This window comes from Pseudomonas spelaei, assembly GCF_009724245.1.
Taxonomy (GTDB): Bacteria; Pseudomonadota; Gammaproteobacteria; order Pseudomonadales; family Pseudomonadaceae; genus Aquipseudomonas; species Aquipseudomonas spelaei.
Map to the genome: position 1 here is coordinate 443,451 of NZ_WNNK01000001.1, position 16,307 is coordinate 459,757.

At 57.7% G+C, this 16,307-nt stretch carries 17 protein-coding genes; 4 read left to right on the forward strand and 13 right to left on the reverse strand.

The window, feature by feature from the left end; all coding sequences use genetic code 11:
• Nucleotides 1-290: 290 nt before the first annotated feature.
• Together GNF76_RS02040 and GNF76_RS02045 are read right to left on the reverse strand one after the other, a co-directional pair.
• The gene (locus GNF76_RS02040; protein WP_155581495.1) at nucleotides 291-1,349 is read right to left on the reverse strand and encodes a diguanylate cyclase; all 1,059 of its coding nucleotides are present in this window, start codon (nucleotides 1,347-1,349) and stop codon (nucleotides 291-293) included.
• A gap of 216 nt (nucleotides 1,350-1,565) precedes the next feature.
• The gene (locus GNF76_RS02045) at nucleotides 1,566-2,186 is read right to left on the reverse strand and encodes a TetR/AcrR family transcriptional regulator (protein ID WP_155581496.1); all 621 of its coding nucleotides are present in this window, start codon (nucleotides 2,184-2,186) and stop codon (nucleotides 1,566-1,568) included.
• A gap of 127 nt (nucleotides 2,187-2,313) precedes the next feature.
• Between GNF76_RS02045 and GNF76_RS02050 the strand changes: the two genes are divergently transcribed.
• Both GNF76_RS02050 and GNF76_RS02055 read left to right on the forward strand, forming a co-directional pair.
• A complete protein-coding gene (locus tag GNF76_RS02050) occupies nucleotides 2,314-3,369 on the forward strand; it encodes an MBL fold metallo-hydrolase (RefSeq protein WP_155581497.1) in 1,056 nt (351 codons plus the stop codon).
• A gap of 259 nt (nucleotides 3,370-3,628) precedes the next feature.
• Nucleotides 3,629-4,282, forward strand: coding sequence for a hypothetical protein (locus GNF76_RS02055; RefSeq protein WP_155581498.1), 654 nt, complete (start codon nucleotides 3,629-3,631; stop codon nucleotides 4,280-4,282).
• 71 nt (nucleotides 4,283-4,353) lie between these two features.
• Here the strand turns inward: GNF76_RS02055 and GNF76_RS02060 are convergent, their stop codons facing one another.
• The gene (locus tag GNF76_RS02060; protein WP_155581499.1) at nucleotides 4,354-4,731 is read right to left on the reverse strand and encodes a helix-turn-helix domain-containing protein; all 378 of its coding nucleotides are present in this window, start codon (nucleotides 4,729-4,731) and stop codon (nucleotides 4,354-4,356) included.
• A gap of 102 nt (nucleotides 4,732-4,833) precedes the next feature.
• Nucleotides 4,834-5,604: an AraC family transcriptional regulator gene (locus tag GNF76_RS02065; protein WP_155581500.1), complete on the reverse strand. Its 771-nt coding sequence runs from the start codon at nucleotides 5,602-5,604 to the stop codon at nucleotides 4,834-4,836.
• Between the two features lie 118 nt (nucleotides 5,605-5,722).
• On the opposite strand from GNF76_RS02065, the gene GNF76_RS02070 reads away from it, so the two are divergent.
• Nucleotides 5,723-6,529 (forward strand): sulfite exporter TauE/SafE family protein, encoded by an 807-nt coding sequence (locus GNF76_RS02070; protein ID WP_155581501.1) that lies wholly within the window; start codon nucleotides 5,723-5,725, stop codon nucleotides 6,527-6,529.
• Between the two features lie 6 nt (nucleotides 6,530-6,535).
• On the opposite strand, the gene GNF76_RS02075 is transcribed toward GNF76_RS02070, so the two are convergent.
• The 6 genes from GNF76_RS02075 to argH form a co-directional block, all read right to left on the reverse strand.
• Nucleotides 6,536-7,483 carry a hypothetical protein gene (locus GNF76_RS02075; RefSeq protein ID WP_155581502.1) on the reverse strand — a complete coding sequence of 316 codons (948 nt, stop codon included), beginning with the start codon at nucleotides 7,481-7,483 and terminating at the stop codon, nucleotides 6,536-6,538.
• A gap of 64 nt (nucleotides 7,484-7,547) precedes the next feature.
• Complete coding sequence (locus GNF76_RS02080; RefSeq protein ID WP_178123135.1) at nucleotides 7,548-8,717, reverse strand: MFS transporter; 1,170 nt, start codon at nucleotides 8,715-8,717, stop codon at nucleotides 7,548-7,550.
• Nucleotides 8,718-8,883: 166 nt separating this feature from the next.
• Complete coding sequence (locus GNF76_RS02085) at nucleotides 8,884-9,705, reverse strand: ABC transporter substrate-binding protein (protein ID WP_155581503.1); 822 nt, start codon at nucleotides 9,703-9,705, stop codon at nucleotides 8,884-8,886.
• A gap of 25 nt (nucleotides 9,706-9,730) precedes the next feature.
• On the reverse strand, nucleotides 9,731-10,495 hold the full coding sequence (locus GNF76_RS02090) for an amino acid ABC transporter ATP-binding protein (protein WP_003211502.1): 765 nt from the start codon (nucleotides 10,493-10,495) through the stop codon (nucleotides 9,731-9,733).
• 24 nt (nucleotides 10,496-10,519) lie between these two features.
• On the reverse strand, nucleotides 10,520-11,398 hold the full coding sequence (locus GNF76_RS02095; protein WP_155581504.1) for an amino acid ABC transporter permease: 879 nt from the start codon (nucleotides 11,396-11,398) through the stop codon (nucleotides 10,520-10,522).
• Nucleotides 11,399-11,504: 106 nt separating this feature from the next.
• Nucleotides 11,505-12,932, reverse strand: a complete 1,428-nt coding sequence (gene argH, locus GNF76_RS02100; RefSeq protein ID WP_155581505.1) for an argininosuccinate lyase — start codon at nucleotides 12,930-12,932, stop codon at nucleotides 11,505-11,507.
• A 228-nt stretch (nucleotides 12,933-13,160) separates the two neighbouring features.
• Here argH and GNF76_RS02105 point away from each other — a divergent pair, with 228 nt between their 5' ends.
• Entirely contained in the window at nucleotides 13,161-14,120 is a 960-nt protein-coding gene (locus GNF76_RS02105; RefSeq protein WP_155581506.1) for a LysR family transcriptional regulator, read from the forward strand.
• Nucleotides 14,121-14,274: 154 nt separating this feature from the next.
• Here GNF76_RS02105 and GNF76_RS02110 read toward each other — a convergent pair whose 3' ends face one another.
• From GNF76_RS02110 to GNF76_RS02120, 3 genes are all read right to left on the reverse strand, one after another.
• Complete coding sequence (locus GNF76_RS02110; protein WP_155581548.1) at nucleotides 14,275-14,916, reverse strand: HAD-IB family hydrolase; 642 nt, start codon at nucleotides 14,914-14,916, stop codon at nucleotides 14,275-14,277.
• A 72-nt stretch (nucleotides 14,917-14,988) separates the two neighbouring features.
• Nucleotides 14,989-15,702, reverse strand: coding sequence for an HNH endonuclease (locus GNF76_RS02115; RefSeq protein ID WP_155581507.1), 714 nt, complete (start codon nucleotides 15,700-15,702; stop codon nucleotides 14,989-14,991).
• A 172-nt stretch (nucleotides 15,703-15,874) separates the two neighbouring features.
• Nucleotides 15,875-16,307, reverse strand: a 433-nt coding sequence (locus GNF76_RS02120; RefSeq protein WP_178123136.1) for a ribonucleotide-diphosphate reductase subunit beta, incomplete at its 5' end; no start/stop codon positions are given.

Genomic DNA, 16,307 nt, shown 5'->3' on the forward strand with positions numbered 1-16,307 from the left:
CGGGTGCTCTGGGAGGCAAGCGTCCTTGAGGGGGTATGTCCATGCGTGCGCGCTTGTCCCGTAGGGCACTGGGACCGTACGGTTGACTTGCTCATTGTCAGCCTCCTTGTGCTGACAGATGGGTGAAACCAGGGGTTCTGAGTGCTGTGCATCACCAGAAGTTCGCCGCCCGGCAAGGCAAATTTCGGGGGAACAGATGAATGGCGGCATTATGCTATCGGCTAATTGCCGGAACCACAGGAATCAGGTAGGTGCGACGATAATTCGGACGAGATGTCGTGAAACGGATTTCAGGCGGAATGGGCGATCATGTATTCGTCGACATTGACCCGATTGCGGCCGGTGTCCTTGGCGGCATACAGCGCTTTGTCCGCAGCATTGAGCCACATCGCGGCGTCGGTGAAGGCGGGCCGGAAGGGCGCCAGGCCGATGCTCAGGCTGACCCGCAGTTCGGGGATCTCGGGGTTGCGGTGGTTGCTGAACACTTCTCGCATACGGTCCATGATCAGGGCTGCCTGTTCCAGCGGCATATCCGGAAGAATCACGCAGAACTCATCCCCCCCGTAGCGCCCGGCCAGGTCGTTTTTCCGTAGGTTGCGTCGCAACTCCAGACTCAACTGGCGCAGTACCGTATCGCCAATGATGTGTCCGTGGGTGTCATTGATCTGTTTGAAGTGGTCGATATCGATCAGGGCGATCGTGGCCTGGGCCTGTTGTTGCTGGCACTTGTGGAACTTCAAGTGCAGCAAGTCTTTCCAGGACCCGTGGTTGAGCAGGCCGGTCAGGCTATCGGTGCGGCTCAGAGCACTCAAGGCGCGCTTGTGCTCCGACAATTTGATCGCCAGGCGGTAACACACCATGCCCAGTGCCATGGGGTAGAACATCAGCATCGGCAGGCACGCGTAGACCTCAGTGAGGCTGACATCGCCGTTGAAGCTGACGCCCAATAGTAGCCATGCCAGGCCGACGCCAGCCACTTGAGCCATTGCGCCGCGGATAAACATACGCTTACCGCCGGCGGCGAAGTTGTTCATGACCATCATCGACAGGATGGTCACGGCCGTCAGCGGCGTGAACTGCGTAGCTGCAGCCCAGAACCCGCCACACAGTGAGTCGTACAGTATGTTGCGTCGTTCAGCCTGGTAGGGGAATTCGGAGCGAGTCGAGAGCTGATACGCCAGGTGCGGCCAAGCAAACCCGTTGAATATCAACGCGCCCCAGACCCAACCTGGAATCTGCAGTGGGTACAGTGCGGCGGCGACACTGAAGCAGCCGATGCCCAGGCCGATGATCCTTGGCCTGTAGATACGTCTGGCAAATGACAGCCCTTTGCCTCGTTGGTTTTCCATAGATTCCTGGGTCAGCTGTTCTTTTTGCAGATACGACGGCGTGCGATATCGGGAAGACTTGGGGTCGGATAATGCCGGTGAATATTGTCAGTTATTCGCGCCGGAATAATCAGTGTCCTTCCAGGCCATTCGCGTCGCAGACGACCGCAATAGAGCAAAAACGACATGCAGATGTCGTGCCTGCAACAGGATCTGTAAGTGAGATGAGCGGGTGTATCAGGGCTGTTCAGCAATCTCGTAACCGGCCAGGAACAGGTCCATTGCCGATTCGATGACGTTGGCTTGGGTGGCGGTGTCGAGGATGGGCTGGCCAAGGGTGATTTGCGGCCAGAAGGCAAAGGCTTTGAGCAGGCTTTGAACCTGGTGGGCAGCGAAACATGGGTCCACCGCCTTGAGTCGACCGTCCTCTTGGGCGGCGCGTACCCACAAGGTGAAACCTTCTTCTCGTTCGCTCAGGCGGTTGACGATGTCCTGGGCCCGTTCCGGGGAGTGGATGGTTGCGGCAATCGCCACGCGGGCCAGGTCGAGGAAATTGGTGTCCGACATCATCTTCATCTTCGCCTCCAGCAGCACACGCAACTGGTCGCGCAGGGGATGCGCGCTGTTGTAGCTGACATCCAGTTGCGCCACGCTGCTGGCCCACAGCTTGTGCAAGATTTCGGTGAACAACTCTTCTTTGCTGGGGAAGTGGTTGTACACGGTGCGCTTGGACACGCCGGCGGTGGCGGCAATCTTGTCCATGCTGGTGACCTCGAAACCGTTGTCACGAAACTCGGCAATGGCAGCCGCCACAATGGCTTCGCGTTTACGGTCGGTGAGGCGCTGGGGGGCAGTCATGGGTTGCTTTCGGCTCTTGAGAGAAAATTACACTCAGTAGTTTACTTGTTACAGGTTTTGTTGCAATCTTGAAACTACACTGTGCAGTGTAGTTGTTGACCGACATGTCGGCAGGAGTCACTCCGTAATGGCCACAATCTCAACCCGTCTCGACCCTTCTTCAGCGCCCAAGCGTTCGGAGTCGCAGCAAGGTCACTTCAGCAATGACACCCCGGTACCGCACGGGGGCTTTGGCAAAACCTTGCAGATTTTCTGGAAAATGATTTTCCACAAACCCCGCAGTACACGGCCTGTAGGCGAAATTCCGGTGCGGCCGCTGACACGCGAGCAGTTGTTTGCCGCCCCTGATCACAGTGTGTTTCGCCTTGGCCACTCCACGGTCTTGCTGAAAATGCGCGGCAAATTCTGGCTGACCGATCCGGTGTTTGCCGAGCGTGCATCGCCCTTCAGTTGGGCCGGCCCCAAGCGTTTTCACCAGCCCCCCATCAGCCTTGAAGAGCTGCCGCCGATTGAGGCGGTGATTCTTTCCCACAACCATTACGACCACCTGGACCGCAAGGCCGTGGTGCAACTGGCCGAAAAGACCCGCCATTTCCTGGCGCCGCTGGGCGTGGGTGACACCTTGATCAAATGGGGTGTGGACGCCAGCAAGGTACGGCAACTGGATTGGTGGCAGGGCACTGAGGTGGACGGCATCCGCTTTGTCGCCACCCCGGCCCAGCACTTTTCCGGGCGAGGCTTGTTTGATGGTAACCAGACGCTATGGGCGTCGTGGGTGATGATCGATGGTGCGCGGCGGATCTTTTTCAGTGGTGATACTGGCTACTTCGATGGCTTCAAACGCATCGGCGAACAGTACGGCCCGTTTGACCTGACCCTGATGGAAACCGGTGCTTACAACGTCGATTGGCCCCACGTTCACATGCAGCCGGAACAAACGTTGCAGGCCCATATCGACCTCAAGGGGCGCTGGTTGCTGCCAATCCATAACGGCACTTTCGACCTGGCGTTTCATGCCTGGCATGAACCGTTTGACCGCATCATGGCCCTGGCTTGGGAGCGCAATGTGTCGATTGCCACGCCGCCCATGGGGCAGGCGTTCATGCTCAATCAGCCAGAGCGCGGGCAGGCGTGGTGGTTGGAGGTGGAGCACGCCGGCAGTGAGGAACGTGTCAGCGGATGATGGCTATTCGGTTATTGGCGCTGTGTTGAAGAAAAGGCAGTTGCAAGGTGTTTCCGACCTGCGACAAGCGTGAGAAAAGGATGCAATCATTTCTTGAAAGAGCCATTTCGAGGAGTGGGTATCTGTGGACGAAAAGTGTAAGAAAGCCATATCACTGGGTGCGCCGTGCGTGTTCAGTCCGTCAGTGCCAGGGGCTAATGTTGCTCCTGCGTCTTGTACGCCCGTAAAGGACAAGGTCGACGAGGCCGGTTCGGCACGCATGGTATTTTGCATCCAGGGCGGCGGTGCAATTACCGATTCGAGTTCCCATCAGGAAGGCATCGATTTTGGTGCGAGTCATGCAGGGTATGGACCCAGGTTCGACATCCCGGGGCCTATGATGCGTACTGTGCGCGATCCCTCGCTCTTACTGATAGCTATGGGCGAGGTCGATCCCGAGGGGCCGGTGATGGTAGAGATCCCTCCGGTTGCCGATGCCAGCCACTTGAGACATAACCTATCGCTGGCGGGCAGCCGCATCGGTTTTGCCAGTGAGTACGTTTCAGGCGATGTTCGGGAGACGATCGAGCACAGCGAACATTTTGCCCTGGTGCTGAACTCGCTGCGCATAGCGGGGGCGCAATTGGTGCCGGTGCATGCTTTTCTGGTGGATGACTCGCGTCATTTCACACTTGATTTGAGCAATGAGATTAACGACCGAGTAACGGAAAATCGTCTGGACGTCTTGGTCTCTGATACACAAAGCGCCGCTTTTCATAGGGCCGCTACCTCCGGGAATCCAAGCGTTTGTGTGCCCACCGGTACGGATGCCGATGGGGTGACGACTTCTGTCTGGTTCTATGGGGCCCATTGGGCCGGTGACCGCTTGGCGTCGTTGGTGCAAGGCTATCAGCAGGTGTTGTTACAGGTTTGAACTCCCGGCAGCTTGGACCCGGCACGAAAACTGGATGAATATGCCCAACTGCCCGGCCATTCGGCTGGACTTTACGCACCCTTCGGTTGAGGTGTTGTTGGGTCCATTGACGCCGCTGTTGAGTCCATAAACCGGGAGATGATCCCTTTGGCGGCCGGTTCCGTAGTGGTCGCGCGGCCCCGCACACTCATCCCCCAGCCCGGTGCGAATCCCGGGAAAAACACCAGGCCTTCGGCCTCCAGGCGAAACGCCAACGTCAGTCGGGTTTCGTCATTCACCTCACCGTGGCTTTCAAACCGTTGGAGGGTGACGGCATCCACACCGGACTCCCGGGCGAAGTCCTCGCGGCTCCAGCCCAGCATCGCGCGGGCCTGGACACTGTGTCGTGGGGTAAATTGATGAAGGACGATTTGCTGTTCTACGGGGCTGCTCATTGCCAGAGAGGACATGGGTTTTCTCCAGAGTTCGATGGGGAGGACAAACTATACTGTGTTTTTGTACAGTTGTTTTGACCGCTCATCAACTCGATTTTTTCATAGTGCTGTCTCGCTCTATTTAGCCCCTTCCAGGTAGGTGCTGGGTGACTGGCCCAACACCCGGCGGAACATGGCAGAAAACGCTGCCGGGCTTTCATAGCCGAAATCCAGGGCAATACGGGTGATTGCGTCCCCGCTGGCCAGCCGTGCCAGGGCCTGCACCACACAGGCACGCTGGCGCCATTGAACGAAACTCAGCCCGGTGTGCTGACGGAATACTCTGCTGAAGGTGCGCAGGCTCAAGTGCACGTGTTCGGCCCATCTCCCGGGCGACTGCTGTACGTCCGGCTGCTGGAGAAACGCCAGGCAGAGCGCGAGCAAACGCGGATCGTCGGGCAGCGGAACATGCAGCGGCAGGTGGGTGGCGCGGGTCAGTTCATGCAGCAGCAGGCTGACCAGCGTCCCGTCGCGCCCGGTTTCGTCGTACTCCAGCGGCATCTCCACGGCTTCCATCAGCAGTTGGCGCATCAGCGGCGAAACGCGGATCACCTGGCAGTTGTCGCCAAGGGCGGTAATGGCTGTCGGTTCGATATACAGGCTGCGGGTCGAAACCCCGAGCATCAGCACTTCATGGGGTACGTGGGCGGGTATCCATACCGCTCGCTGGGGTGGTACCACCCAGTTGCCCTGCTGGGTGCTGACCTGCATGACCCCCGTGGCCCCATAGAGCAATTGCCCGCGCCGATGGCTGTGGCGCGGCAGCAGGTAGCCGTGGGAATAGTCCGTGCCGATAGCCACCACCGTGCGGGGCGTGTGATCCAGTTGATGAATGGAAACGTTGCGCATAAGGCTGACACCGATAATGGCAAAATCTCACGCATTATTGGCCGACTTGCGCAAGCGGGCCAAGCCTTGAATCCCTATCGTCGACCGCTCAAGTCCTCAGGCACGAAGGCGGTACTCGATGTTGTATCTGTTGCTGGCGCTGTTCGGCTGCATGAGCGGTGTGACCGCCGTGCTGTTCGGGTTCGGCGGTGGGTTTGTGGTGGTGCCGTTGTTGTACGGCATGCTCAAGCTCAGCCCGCAGGTGGGCGTGAGTGAGTCGGCGATGCACATCGCCGTGGCGACTTCCACCTGCGTGATGATCGTCAATGCGCTGATCGCCACCGGAAAACACCGTCGCAAGGGTAATCTGATTCGTCATTATCTGTGGCCGCTAGGGGGCTTTATCGGCCTGGGGGCGATGGTAGGGGCGGGCGCTGCGATGTTTGCCAGTGGCGGCTTCATCCGCTATGCCTTTATCGCCTATCTGGCAGTGACCATCGCCGATTGCCTGATACGTCGAGGGTTTCTCAATCAGAGTGGCAGTTTGCAAACACGGTGCTTGAGTGGAACAGAAGTGGTGGGCGGCGGCATTGGTATTGGCCTGATCGCCACGTTTCTGGGCGTCGGTGGCAGCGTCATGACCGTGCCGTTGCTGCGCCGCTGCGGCCTGAGCATGTCCCAGGCCACCTCCATGGCCAATCCATTGAGCGTGCCGGTGGCGCTTGCCGGTACGTTTACGTACATGATCATGGCGGGTTTCGCCAAGGTCGAACTCGGGTCGTGGTTTATCGGCTACGTCGACTTGCTGGCGTTCGCCATTCTCACCGTGGGCTCGCTGCTGGGTATTCGCTTGGCCACACCATGGATCGGGCGTATCCCGGATGCACTGCATGCACGGGTGTACATCGGCTTGTTGGTGGTGGTGATGTTGAGCATGCTGGCCTGATGACGTTCAGGTTTCCAGGCCCGGTGCCTCGCGGATAATCAGGTGATCCAGGTTCTCGATATCGGCACTGAATACCCCGAACGTCTGCTCGGGGTTCTTCTTGCTCGGCACCTGTTTCAACGCCGGCGTCACTCCATAAAAGAAGCAATACAGTGGCCGCTCACTGTCCACTGCGGCCTTGATCTGCTCCAGGAACACCTTGCGCTTACGGTAGTTCTCGATCAATTTTTTATTCAGGTAAACATTGACGGAGTAGGGCTTCTTGTCGAGCCAGACTTTCTTTTCGAAGTCGATACGAAAGCTGTTGGTGTAGTCCTTGATCTCCTTGATCCGGCCCCAGTAGATCAGGCCTTTGTTGTCCTGCAGGTACTCGACTTTTTTGAAAAACGTCCAGTAGGTCGCAGCAGTCTCGCCGATCTTCAACGGCATGCCCTTGAGTTTGTCCTTGTCGTCGATATTGGACACGTAGCACTCAACCGGGTGGGCGAAGACACTGGTCTTGTCCGGGGTGGTGTCGCTGGAACTGTGGGATGCATGGGAGCGGCTTGACGGTGTTTTCGGTGGATCTTGTGGGGCAATGCCGTCGGAGCCCGGTTCGGGTGTACTGCGTTCGTACTGACGCCGCGTCAGGATAAATTCCGATGGGAAACTTTCCTCGCGTTCATCCTCGGTTTCACTCGCTCCAGCCTTGTGACTGGCGTAGCGGCAGCCGTTGATATGGCGGGTGCTGGGGGTGTTCTTGAAGTGCGGCGTGCGTTGGTAATTGACGTTTTTCGCGTTGAAGGTAGTCAGCACGTTGCTGGCTGCAAACGCCGCCCGGCATTCATCATTGGGGCAGAGGAAGCTGTCCTTGTCGGAGTCGAAGGCGGTGGTTTCATCGAAATTCAGGTCCCGCACGTCGTAGATCGACAGCTTGTCATCAAGACTCAGGCTGTAGGCCGTGTCGAATTTCATGGGGCTCGGGTCCGTGAGAGGTTTCGCTATTAATAGCGGGATATTGCGCAAATATCAGCAGAAATCACGTACGGACCATTACCCGTCGCCCACTCAAGAAGCACAACGTTCCCCCCACCGCCGTCAGCCCGCTCAACACATAAAACATGCTCGCCGGTGCCGCGTTGATCAGCAGGTACCCGCAAATCACCGGGCTCAATGCTCCGCCAAATGCCGCCAGGTTCTGCGCACCGTAGTAGCTGCCGCGCAGGGCGTCGGGAGCGATGGTGTCGATAAACAGGAACTCGGAGGGATAAATGATCATCTCTCCCAAGGTGAACACAAACATTGCGATACACCATGACACCAGGCCGTCCGCCATGCTGAAGCCAATCAACCCGGCAATAAACAGCGAAGTCCCCAGCACGATCCAATACCGCAGTTGTTCACGCTTGAGAAAGCGACCGATCTGGTACTGCATCACAATCACCGTAATGGCGTTGCACGCCAGCACGGCAGAGAGAATTTTCAGCGCGTTCTCCGGCTTGTAGGCCACCAGTAAAAACTGTGACAGATACAGGGTGTAGCGCCCGTGGACAATGGTGCTTAACAGGCTGCCACCGGTAAACAGGATCAACGTGCGGTCGTTGCGCAACGTCCTCAAGGTGCTGAGGAAGCTCAAGGGTTTGTTGCTGTCGTCGCGCTGGGTCGGCGGGATACCGATCATCAGGAACAGGCTGCCAAAGGCAATCGCGCTGGCGATCAGAAAGGGCGCCAAGGGAAATTGGCCGGCAATCACCACGCCGAGCATGGGGCCGGTGGCATAGCCGACATTGGTCAGGGTATAGCGCAGGGAAAACACCTTGGCCCGCTGGCCCACCGGCAGGTTCTCGCTGATGATTGCCTTGGAGCCAATCAGGAACAGCGCCGAAGCGGCTTCGGTGATCACCAGGGTCAGAGTGGTCAGGTACAGGTTGTTGGCAAAAGTCAGCAACAGAAAACCGATGGAGCTGGAGAGCATCGCCAGGATCAGCAGCTTGCGCTTTTCCAGGCGGTCGATGATGTAGCCGCCGTACAGGCCAAGCAGGGTGGCGATGAATACGGCGATGCCCATCAGCAAGCCGATGTCTTGCTGGTTGAGGCCTAGGCGTGTGCTCAGCAAAAGGGCCAGCAACGGGCTGGTCATGGCGCGGCTGACGACGATGGTCACCGAGCAGATCATCAGGCGGCGGATTACCAGGGAGTAAGTGGCCACGGTGGGGCGGGTGTCCTTATTCTTCGGGTTGAGCGAGATCTTTCATACACCGTTGATCCCTTGTGGGAGCCGGGCTTGCCCGCGATGAGGGCCTGTCAGTCGATATTTCTGGTGGCTGACACACTGCAATCGCGGGCAAACCCGACTCCCACAGGGTTATGCGTTGTTACTGCCCGGCATTGATGCTGATTTTTTCCACCGCACCCTGCTCCAGATCCCACTTCTTCAGAATCTTTCCGTACGTCCCGTCATCAATCATGCCCTGCAGCGCCTCACTGATCGCCGTGACCAGTTCGGTATTGCTCTTCTCAATCCCCAGCCCCGTGAACTGCTTGGAGATCGCCAGGCCCACCGGCTTGTACTTACCCTTATCCAACGACATCAAGTAAGGAATGGTCTCGCTACCCTGCATCGCCGCATCCAGACGGTTCTGCTGCAACTGCGCCCGGGCATCGGCCGAACCTTCAGTGCCGATCACCACAATGGCCGGCTTACCGGCGGCTTCGCAGTTTGCCTTGCTCCACGCGGTAATTTCCGACGGCCAGGTAGTCCGTCGGCTGGTGCCGACTTTCTTGCCGCACAGGTCGGTCAGTTCCTTGAGGTCTTCACGTTTGACCAGCGTGTACAACTGCGGGCCGCTGGTGAAGTAGTCAATAAAGGTCACCGACTTTTGCCGCTCGGCGGTGTCGGTCATGCCCGACAACACGATGTCGACGCGCTTGGTGGTCAAGCCGCTGAGCATCTGTTCGAAACCGGTCTCCTGCCACTTGATCTTCACCCCCAGGCGCTCGGCCAGGGCGTTGCCCAGGTCAAAGTCCAGGCCGGTGAGTTTGTTGGTGGCGGTGTCCTTGAAATCCATCGGCGGGTAGTTCGGCACGATGGCCGCGCTGATCTCACCCTTGTCCTTGATCGCTGCCGGCAATGCCGCCAAAACCGAAGTGGAGGCCATCAGGCCTGCGAGCAAAAATGGAAGTGTCAGATTTTTCATGGAGGCGTTCTCGTTAGTTTTTTAGTTAAGTGCGAACGGCAGAAATAAAGCTTTGGGTACGCGGGTTTTGTGGGCTTATTAGAATTTCTTCCGGGCTGCCAGCTTCCACAATCTGGCCGGCATCCATAAACACCATGCGGTTGGACACTTCGCGGGCGAAGCCCAACTCATGGGTGACCACAATCATGGTCATGCCGGTGGTGGCCAAATCGCGCATCACCGACAGCACTTCTCCTACCAGCTCCGGGTCGAGAGCTGACGTAGGTTCATCAAACAACATCAGCTTCGGCCGCATGGCCAGCGCGCGGGCAATCGCCACGCGCTGCTGCTGCCCGCCGGACAATTCCACCGGGTAGGCATTGCGTTTGTCCGCCAGACCGACGCGCGCCAGTAACTCCAACGCATCCTCGGTGGCTTCCTTGGGCGAGCGCTTGAGCACCTGGCACGGGCCTTCGATGATGTTCTGCAACACGGTCATATGCGGGAACAGATTGAAGCGCTGAAATACCATGCCAGTGGCCAGTCGCTGACGAGCAATCTGTGATTCATTCAGCTCGTGCAGCTTGTTGCCGACGACCCGGTAGCCCACCAGTTCGCCATCGACCCACAGGCCACCCTTGTCGATTTTTTCCAACTGATTGACGCAGCGCAGCAAGGTACTTTTGCCGGAACCGGACGGGCCGATGATGCACAGGACTTCGCCTTGTTCGACTTCCAGGTTGATGTCCTGTAACGCGTGATACTGGTCGTAATACTTGTTCAGGTTCACGGCCTTGACGATGCTTCTCATGGGGCAAATCTCCTCAGTCAGGGCTTACGAACGCTTGCCGGCGCCGCGGGCAAAACGACGCTCAAGGCGGCTCTGACCGAATGAAAGAACCGTCACCACCGCCAGGTACCAAATGCCGGCAACAATCAGCAACTCCATGACCCGGGCGTTGGCGTAGTAGATGTTTTGCGCGTTGTGCAGCAGCTCCGAGTACTGGATCACACTGGCCAGGCTGGTCATTTTCACCATGCTGATGAACTCGTTGCCTACCGGCGGAATGATCACTCGCATCGCCTGGGGCAGAATCACCCTACGCAGCGCTTGCAAGCTCGGCATGCCGATGGACTTGGCGGCTTCGTACTGGCCGGTGTCTACCGACAACAGACCGGCGCGCACCACTTCAGCGGTGTAGGCACCCTGGTTGATGCTCAAGCCGAGGAGGGCGGCCACGAACGGTGTCATCAGGTCCACGGTGTCGATACTGAACAGGCCAGGAATCGCGATTACCGGGAAAATCAGCGCCAGGTTGAACCACAACAGCAGTTGCAAAATCAGCGGCGTGCCACGAAACAGCCAGGTGTAGGTGATGGCCACGTAACGCAGGATCGGGTTGGCCGACATGCGCATGATCGCGGTGATCACCCCGATCACCACCCCCAGCGCCATGGCCAGGATCGACATGATGATGGTGTTCAGCAGCCCCCAGATGATCGCCTCGGACGTGAGGAACTGACCGATGTAGGACCATTCGATCTGGCCATTGGCAAACGCACGCAACAACGCTGCCAGCGCAATCACGATCAACGTGGCAAAGAACATCCGCCCGTAATAACGACGAGGCACGTGCTCGTACTGTGTGATATCGAACTGGTTCTCGGACTGCTGACGCTCGGCCTGCAAGCGCTCTGCCGGGGTTTGTTTCATGGTGACTCTCCGAAACTAATAAATCTCTAGCGGCTGTACTCGGTCCAAATGTGGGAGCTGGCTTGCCTGCGATAGCGCCGACACATTCACCCCAAGTCCCACAGGCTTAAATCCGAAACCCCTGATAACTCTCAGCCCACTTCTGCTGCCCAGCCAACGCCACCTTCAACCGCCCAATCTGCTCTCTAACCCGCTCCGGCGCCGTGCCACCCCAACCACTGCGCGCCGCAATCGCCGCCTCCAGGGTCAAGCAATCCCGCACCTGCGGCGTCAATCGCGCATCCACCTCCGCCAACATCGCCGGCGAGGCTTCCCACAACTCAATCTCATGCTTCTCACAGGCCTGCACCAGGGCCCCGGTAATCTCATGCGCCTCCTTGAACGGCACACCGCGCGTGGCCAACCAATCCGCCACCTCCGTCGCCAAGGTGAACCCCATCGGCGCCTGACGCCGCAGTTCTTCCACCTGCACCTTCATCGTCGCAACCATCCCGGCCATCGCCGGCAGCACCAACAGCAACGTATCCACGCTGTCCAACACACTGTGCTTGTCTTCACTCAAATCGCGGTTGTACGACAGCGGCAGAGACTTCAGCGTCGACATCAACCCCGTCAGGTTGCCAATCAAGCGCCCAGCCTTACCCCGCGCCAATTCGGCAATGTCCGGGTTCTTCTTCTGCGGCATGATCGAACTGCCGGTGGCGTAGGCATCGTCCAACTGCACCCAACGAAACTGCCGCGACGACCACAGGCAAAACTCCTCCGACAACCGCGAAATGTTCACCCCGAGCATGCCCGCCACAAACAGAAACTCCGCCACATGATCACGACTGGCGACAGCGTCGATGGAGTTTTCGCACGGCCCGGTGTAACCCATCTCCTTGGCCGAATGCTCCGGTTGACGCGCAATCGCCGAGCCGGCCATCGCCGCAGCACCCAACGGCGACAACGCCGTACGCGCATCCCAATCCACCAGACGCTGCACATCCCGCAACATCGATTGCGCGTGAGCCAGCAAGTGGTGAGCAAAGACGATAGGTTGCGCCTGCTGCAGGTGAGTAAAGCCTGGGCAGATGCTCTCGACATGCTGCTCGGCCTGCTCCACCAGCGCCTGCTGCAAACCCAGCACCTCAGTGGTGATGGTGCGCGCGTGGTCCCGTAGGAACAGTCGCAGATCATTGGCCGTCTGGTCATTGCGCGAACGCCCGGCGCGCAATTTGCCGCCCAGGGCGCCAAGGCGTTCGGTCAACACCCGTTCAATGAAGGTGTGCACGTCCTCGTCATCCCGCGTCGGATGCAGGCGGCCCGCAGCGAAATCTTCACCGATCCGATCCAGTGCTTCCAGCGTGCGCAAGGTTTCCGACTCATCCAGCAACCCGGCCCGCTGCAACTCGCGGGCATGGGCCCGGGAGCCCGCCAGGTCGTAGGGCGTCAGGCGAAAATAGCGCTCAGGGCAACGGGACAACGCCGCCAACGCAGCAGACGGGCCGGACTTGAAACGAGCACCCCAAAGGCGATCGGTGGGCTGAGACATGGGTGTTCCTCACGCTTGTTTTTAGAAGAGTCGGAGGCAGTCGAAAAGTAAAAATTCCTGATCGGAGTGTCAGGTTTTTCAGGGCGTTAAATCAGCCTCTGTGTGCTGTTCAACCCGCTATATTCAAGGTTGCCAAGGGCGGATGTTTATGTTCATTATCGCCGCCTGGCTATGTTCAAGGACTGGGTCGCAGCCTGTTGAATATGGCACTTGAGGTCAACGCGTATTATGGAAACTCCACTTTCCACTTCTGGAAACATGCCACCAAAACCCGGCACAAGACCGCCGCTGCAACTGAGCGGCCTGGACTTCAAATTGCTCCGGGTATTTATGGCCGTGGTCGAAGCCGGCGGCTTCAGCGCCGCGCAAAACGAGCTCAACGTGGGCCTGGCCGCCATCAGCAAACAGATCTCCGACCTGGAAATTCGCATCGGCATGCGCCTGTGTACACGGGGTAGAGAAGGGTTTGGGCTGACCGAAGAAGGCAAAGTGGTGTATCAAGCGTCCATCGAGTTATTTACCTCGGTAGACAGTTTTCGCGACAAGCTTAGTTCGGCACAAAACGAACTCATCGGCGACCTGAGTGTGGGCGTTATTGATAACACCGTGTCCGACGTTAATTCTCCGCTCATTACCGCCCTGGGAAAATTACACAGCGAATCGCCAAAAATAAGATTACGCCTACATGCCTCGCAATTGGACGAAGTTGAGCGCGGCGTGGTGGAAGGGCGCCTGATCGTCGGCATCGTCCCGGTGTACCAGCGGCGTGAAGAATTCGACTACTTCCCGCTATACGAAGAAAAGTCCCACGCCTACTGCGCCGTCGGACATCCGCTGTTTGATGCCCGTGATATCAACGCTGACGTCCTGCGCCAACACGAAGTGGTGAACCACCGATATGCGATCCATAGCGACAAGGCCAACTTCGTCAGCTACGACAGCCAATCAGCGTCTGCTTCACAGGTTGAAGCGGTCGCCATCCTGATCCTCACTGGCCGCTTCCTGGGCTTTCTCCCGGAACACTACGCCGCGCCGTTGGCGAGGGAAGGGCGTTTGCGGGCACTGTGCCCCCAGCAGGTTCACCTGAGCACACCGTTCAACCTCATCCTCAAGCACAACGCACCGCGCAGCCCGCTGGTAAAAGCCTTCGCAACGGCGCTAGGCGTGGATCTCAAAGCGCCAATCTAACGAGCTCACACCACCCTAAGGATATACAGAGATCACCTGTGGGAGCTGTCGAGCCCCAGCGAGGCTGCGATGGCATCGACTCGGTTTCCCTACCCTCCCGAACCCTCAGCATCACCACTGCACTCGACCCCTAGCACCCCATGCTAGTGCGCGATCACCGCAGTTGTTTGCGCTTCTTCTTCGCATGAAAATGCCGAAAATGCGCATCCTGCGCCGCCGCCAACAACTCCCGATCCCCGCGCGTATCCCCCCAGGCCCTGAGCCGATACTCACCCAGGTCCCCATACACCGCCTCAAGCCGCAGCACCTTATTCTCACACCGGCAGTTGTTCCCTGTGAGCTTGCCAGTCAACACCCCGTCAACCACCTCAAGCTCCGTGCCGATCAACTTGATCCCAAGCCGATCCGCAAATGGCTGCAACACCAACGCCGGCGACGCCGAACACAGCGTCACCACCGCCCCGGACTTCACCTCATCGGCAACCGATTGCAAACCGGCCGGCCGCATCAACTTGGGCCAATACGCCAGGCAATATTCCTCAGCTTTCTGCTGAACCCACGCCTTTTCCACGCCGGTCATGAATGTACGGATCAACTGCGCCTTGAGTTCATCGCGGCTAAGCCGACGGATAAGAAACCGCGCGCCAGGTACTGTTAGTTTCAGCATCCTGTGGCTGAACTTCCGCCACCCAAAAGCAAACTTCAGGAAGGGCACAAAACTGTCGTGGTGGGTCAGGGTGCCGTCGAAGTCAAAGACGGAAAGTACTTTGGCATCCAAGGGGCCGGCTTCGAGCATGTCTGGGTTCACGGGTTAGTCTCGGTCCTATCTACTATTTTTTTTGAGTGCATCAGATGTGACCGCAGGAGTTTACTCCGGTATCAATCTAGTGATTCTCGAGTAAAGACCGGCGGTGAAAGCCTTCCGGTCACTCGACCGGTGACAACGCTGATGGCAATTGGGGCACAAGGCTACAGCATTGCTAGTGCAATCCGAACCCTTCTGGGCAAGGTGCTTGACGTGATGTACTTCAAGAAATGGCTGGCCATCCACCTCGAAAGGCGCGTTTGAACCGCAGCCTTCACAGATACCCTTTGCCTGCTGACGAACCCACGCCCGCACCTGAGGGTCACGTACATAAGTAGTGCTGGTGGCACTCACTTGCTGCGGATTAACAATCCCTTGTGGTTCGGCCGCAATCGAGCGCTTTTGCAAGGTGGTCGCGCGCATCTCTAGCACCGCCTCATCGGCCGTGGCGGTATAGGTCTCAGTATCCAAAACAGCTTTAGCTTCTAGCACTGCACGGATACGAGCATTCACACCCGCACCCACGTTTTTAGCGGGTACGTAGCCTGTGATGGGTTGCCAGCCTAACTGCTGAATAACTGCGGAAATATTTTGCATGCGGTATTCAATAGATGAAGCGCTACGCAGGGCTAATGGTCCCTCGCGCAGCAAGCGATTCTCCACCGACTTTTTGAAAGCTTGACCAGCCTGCTCAAGCTTCCACATTTTCAAATAGGCATCAATCGAGGCTTCAAGCTCGGTATCACTCCAGCCTGTATTACTTTTTTGCGTATCCATACCGTCGCCGAGAGTAGAGAACCCTAGGACGATACTGAGTGGCCATTATCAAGTCTACGAAATTTCCTACTCATCTATAGGACATTGCGTTCAATGAATACAAAAAAGCCCTGAGCGAGTCAGGGCTTTTTTAGATCAGCTCAAAGCTGGCAAACGCTCATTAGCTTAAGGATCAATCCCAGCTCAGCGCGCCGCCGGTTTGATACTCGATCACACGAGTCTCAAAGAAGTTTTTCTCTTTCTTCAAGTCCATGATCTCACTCATCCAAGGGAATGGGTTGGTCGTCCCTGGATACTCTTCCTTCAAGCCAATCTGCGACAGGCGACGATTCGCGATGAACTTGAGGTAATCCTCCATCATCGCCGCATTCATGCCCAACACCCCACGCGGCATGGTGTCACGCGCGTATTCAATCTCCAGCTGAGTCCCTTGCAGGATCATCTGGGTCGCTTCTTCCTTCATCTCGGCATCCCACAGGTGTGGGTTTTCGATTTTGATCTGGTTGATCACGTCGATACCGAAGTTCAGGTGCATCGACTCATCCCGCAGGATGTACTGGAACTGCTCGGCCACGCCGGTCATTTTGTTGCGGCGGCCCATGGAG

Excerpts from the sequence above, each read along its gene's own strand:
- GNF76_RS02040 (WP_155581495.1), bottom strand. The coding sequence starts at position 1,349 with ATGGAAAACCAACGAGGCAAAGGGCTGTCATTTGCCAGACGTATCTAC.
- GNF76_RS02045 (WP_155581496.1), bottom strand. The coding sequence starts at position 2,186 with ATGACTGCCCCCCAGCGCCTCACCGACCGTAAACGCGAAGCCATTGTG.
- GNF76_RS02050 (WP_155581497.1), top strand. The coding sequence starts at position 2,314 with ATGGCCACAATCTCAACCCGTCTCGACCCTTCTTCAGCGCCCAAGCGT.
- GNF76_RS02055 (WP_155581498.1), top strand. The coding sequence starts at position 3,629 with ATGGTATTTTGCATCCAGGGCGGCGGTGCAATTACCGATTCGAGTTCC.
- GNF76_RS02060 (WP_155581499.1), bottom strand. The coding sequence starts at position 4,731 with ATGTCCTCTCTGGCAATGAGCAGCCCCGTAGAACAGCAAATCGTCCTT.
- GNF76_RS02065 (WP_155581500.1), bottom strand. The coding sequence starts at position 5,604 with ATGCGCAACGTTTCCATTCATCAACTGGATCACACGCCCCGCACGGTG.
- GNF76_RS02070 (WP_155581501.1), top strand. The coding sequence starts at position 5,723 with ATGTTGTATCTGTTGCTGGCGCTGTTCGGCTGCATGAGCGGTGTGACC.
- GNF76_RS02075 (WP_155581502.1), bottom strand. The coding sequence starts at position 7,483 with ATGAAATTCGACACGGCCTACAGCCTGAGTCTTGATGACAAGCTGTCG.
- GNF76_RS02085 (WP_155581503.1), bottom strand. The coding sequence starts at position 9,705 with ATGAAAAATCTGACACTTCCATTTTTGCTCGCAGGCCTGATGGCCTCC.
- GNF76_RS02090 (WP_003211502.1), bottom strand. The coding sequence starts at position 10,495 with ATGAGAAGCATCGTCAAGGCCGTGAACCTGAACAAGTATTACGACCAG.
- GNF76_RS02095 (WP_155581504.1), bottom strand. The coding sequence starts at position 11,398 with ATGAAACAAACCCCGGCAGAGCGCTTGCAGGCCGAGCGTCAGCAGTCC.
- argH (WP_155581505.1), bottom strand. The coding sequence starts at position 12,932 with ATGTCTCAGCCCACCGATCGCCTTTGGGGTGCTCGTTTCAAGTCCGGC.
- GNF76_RS02105 (WP_155581506.1), top strand. The coding sequence starts at position 13,161 with ATGGAAACTCCACTTTCCACTTCTGGAAACATGCCACCAAAACCCGGC.
- GNF76_RS02110 (WP_155581548.1), bottom strand. The coding sequence starts at position 14,916 with ATGCTCGAAGCCGGCCCCTTGGATGCCAAAGTACTTTCCGTCTTTGAC.
- GNF76_RS02115 (WP_155581507.1), bottom strand. The coding sequence starts at position 15,702 with ATGGATACGCAAAAAAGTAATACAGGCTGGAGTGATACCGAGCTTGAA.